The sequence below is a fragment of the Mesorhizobium sp. M7A.F.Ca.CA.002.05.1.1 genome, assembly GCF_003998335.1.
Taxonomy (GTDB): domain Bacteria; phylum Pseudomonadota; class Alphaproteobacteria; order Rhizobiales; family Rhizobiaceae; genus Mesorhizobium.
In genome coordinates, this window is record NZ_RZQI01000711.1 from 1 (window position 1) to 3167 (window position 3167).

At 64.7% G+C, this 3167-nt stretch carries 2 protein-coding genes and 1 pseudogene; all 3 read left to right on the forward strand.

Annotation, left to right across the window (positions count from 1 at the left end; genetic code table 11):
- Positions 1–262: pseudogene (locus EN939_RS27105) on the forward strand (efflux RND transporter periplasmic adaptor subunit); the annotation flags it as partial.
- Positions 259–1338, forward strand: coding sequence for an efflux RND transporter periplasmic adaptor subunit (locus EN939_RS27110; RefSeq protein ID WP_127270819.1), 1080 nt, complete (start codon positions 259–261; stop codon positions 1336–1338). The pseudogene EN939_RS27105 and the gene EN939_RS27110, both read left to right, overlap by 4 nt.
- On the forward strand, positions 1335–3167 hold a 1833-nt coding region (locus EN939_RS27115; protein ID WP_164751251.1), incomplete at its 3' end, for an efflux RND transporter permease subunit. The genes EN939_RS27110 and EN939_RS27115, both read left to right, overlap by 4 nt.

The following is a 3167-nucleotide window of genomic DNA, read 5'->3' on the forward strand; positions in this document are numbered from 1 at the left end:
CATCGGCACGGTAAGCGCCAAGCCGGCGAAGGCGATCCTGCTGCCTTGGCAGGCGCTGACGTCCAGCGGCGGCAAGCCGGCGGTCTGGATCGTCGATCCCTCGACCAAGGCAGTGACGATGGCGCCAGTCGAAGTGCTGGCGTTCAATTCGGGCACGGTCGTGATCGCCAAGGGGCTGGACGCGGGCCAGAGCGTCGTCACCGCTGGAGGACAGCTGCTCAGCCCTGGACAGACGATCGAGATATCGGGAGCGGGCCAATGAGCCGGACGCCACGCATCCTGCTCGGCGTGCTCATGCTCGGCGCGCTGGCATCCTGCTCCAAGTCGGAGGAAAAGCCGCCCGAGATCGTCCGACCGGTGCTGTCGATGGTGATCGAGCCGCGCACCACGCAAATCTTCGGTTTTGCCGGATCCGTCGAACCGCAGGTCAGCGCCGACCTGGCCTTCCGCCTGCTTGGCCGGGTCGTCTCGCGCGACGTCCAGGTCGGCGACATCGTCAGCAAGGGCACGACGATAGCGGCACTGGATCCGACCGCACTGGAGTTGGGCCTCCAGGCGGCCAAGGCGGAACTGTCCAATGCCGAGGCGCAGCTCGCCAACGCCGCCGCCAGCGAGGAACGGCAGCGCCAGTTGCTCGCCTCGGCCAACGCCACGCAAGCTGTCTTCGATGCCGCGCAGCAGGCGCGCAAAGCCGCGGAGGCAGGTGTCGAGCGGGCCAAGGCTTCGCTTGCCAAATCGCAGGAACAGCTCGGCTATGCCAGGCTGTTCTCTGATTTCGACGGTGTCGTCACCGCGGTCGGCGCCGAAGTTGGCCAGACGGTCTCGCCCGGCCAGACCGTCGTCACCGTGGCGCGTTCGGACCTGCGCGAGGCGGTGGTCGACATTCCCGATCAATTGACCGGTGATCTTGAGGCCGGCACGCCCTTCCAGGTGATCCTGCAGTCGCTGCCTACGATCCAGACCGGGGCCAAGCTGCGCGAGATCGCACCGCAATCCGAGGGCTCGACCCGCACGCGGCGCGTCAAGCTGACGCTCACGGATCCGCCACAGGCCTTCCGGCTCGGCTCGACGGTGACGGCGACCCGCGTGACCAAGGTGGCACCGACGATCGAATTGCCCATGTCGGCGCTGTTCGAAAAGAACGGTTCCGCGAAAGTATGGATCGTCGACCCGCAGACATCCAGCGTGAACGCACACGACATAAAGGTCGCGTCGAAGAATGGCGGCACCTTCACGGTGGCCGAGGGGCTGGAGGCCGGCATGCGTGTTGTCACGGCGGGCGTCCACAGCCTGAGCGAAGGCCAGAAGGTGACAGTGCCCGAGGGAGGGGCCTCATGAAAGGCTTCAATCTCTCCGACTGGGCGCTCAACCACCGCTCCATGGTCTGGTATTTCATGCTTGTCTTCGTCGTGGCTGGCGTGTTCTCCTACCTCAATCTCGGCCGTGAAGAAGACCCCAATTTCACCATCAAGACGATGATCATCCAGGCCAACTGGCCGGGCGCCTCGGTCAGGGAAACCGTGCAGCAGGTGACCGACCGTATCGAGAAGAAACTCGAGGAACTCGACAGCCTCGACTACACCAAGTCCGTCACCACGGCCGGCCAGACCGTCATCTTCGTCAACCTGAAGGACACCACCAAAGCACGCGATGTCGTGCCGAACTGGATTCAGGTGCGCAACATGGTCAACGACATCGCGGCGCAGTTTCCGCAGGGGGTGCAGGGACCCTTCTTCAACGACAGCTTCGGCGACGTCTATGGCAACATCTACGCCTTCACATCGGACGGGCTGACGCCGCGCCAGTTGCGCGACTATGTCGAGGACGCCAGAACAAAAATCCTGACCGTGCCCAACGCCGGCAAGGTCGACCTCGTCGGCGCCCAGGACGAGGCGATCTATCTCGAATTCTCGACCCGCCAGATCGCCGCCCTCGGCCTCAACCAGCAAGCGATCGTGGCGAGCCTGCAGGCGCAGAACGCGATCACGCCGTCCGGCGTCATCCAGTCCGGGCCGGAGCGCATCAGCGTGCGGGTCGGCGGGCAGTTCACCTCCGAGGACAGCCTGCGCGCCATCAATCTGCGGGTCGATGACCGTTTCTTCCGCCTCAGCGACGTGGCGACGATCACGCGCGGCTATGTCGATCCGCCTACGGCGCTATTCCGCTTCAACGGCCAGGACGCCATCGGGCTCGCCATCGGCATGAAACCCAACGCCAACCTGCTCGAGTTCGGCGAGGCGCTGCACAAGGAGATGGACAAGGTGCTGGCCGACCTGCCGGTCGGTGTCGGCGTGCATCTGGTGGCCGACCAGCCGGTCATCGTCGAGGAGGCCGTCTCGGGCTTTACGCGCGCGCTGTTCGAGGCGGTCGCCATCGTGCTCGCCGTGTCGTTCATCAGCCTCGGCATGCGCGCCGGCTTCGTCGTGGCGCTGTCGATCCCGCTGGTGCTGGCCATCACCTTCACGGTCATGGCCTATCTCGGCATTTCGCTGCAGCGTATTTCCCTGGGGGCGCTGATCATCTCGCTCGGGCTTCTGGTCGACGACGCGATGATCGCGGTCGAGATGATGGTGGCGCGGCTGGAGGTCGGCGACAATCTGCGCAAGGCGGCGACCTATGTCTACACATCGACCGCCTTTCCGATGCTGACCGGTACGCTGGTGACGGTCGCCGGCTTCATCCCGATCGGCCTCAACAACAGCGCCGCCGGCGAATATACCTTCACCCTGTTCGTGGTCATCGCCGTTTCGCTGCTGGTGTCATGGGTCGTGGCGGTGCTGTTTGCGCCACTGCTCGGCGTCACCATCCTGCCGGCGACGATGAAAACCAAGCATCACGACCAGCCTGGCCGCTTCACCTCGCTTTTCCGGCGCGTGCTTGTCGGCTCGGTGCGCCATCACTGGCTGACCATCATCGTCACAGTGCTTTTGTTTGCCGGCTCGATCGCCGGCTTCGGGCTGGTGCAGCAGCAGTTCTTTCCGCCATCGGACCGGCCGGAGCTGATCGTCGACTGGAACCTGCCGCAGAATGCCTCGATCGCCGATACGCGCGACCAGATGGAGCGGTTCGAGCAGCGGGCGCTGGTCGGCAATCCCGACATCGACCATTTTTCGTCCTATATCGGCCAGGGCGCGGTGCGTTTCGTGCTCGCCTATGACGTGCAGCCG

Bases quoted from the DNA above. Each gene is read 5' to 3' on its own strand.
- EN939_RS27110 (WP_127270819.1), top strand. From the start codon at position 259: ATGAGCCGGACGCCACGCATCCTGCTCGGCGTGCTCATGCTCGGCGCG.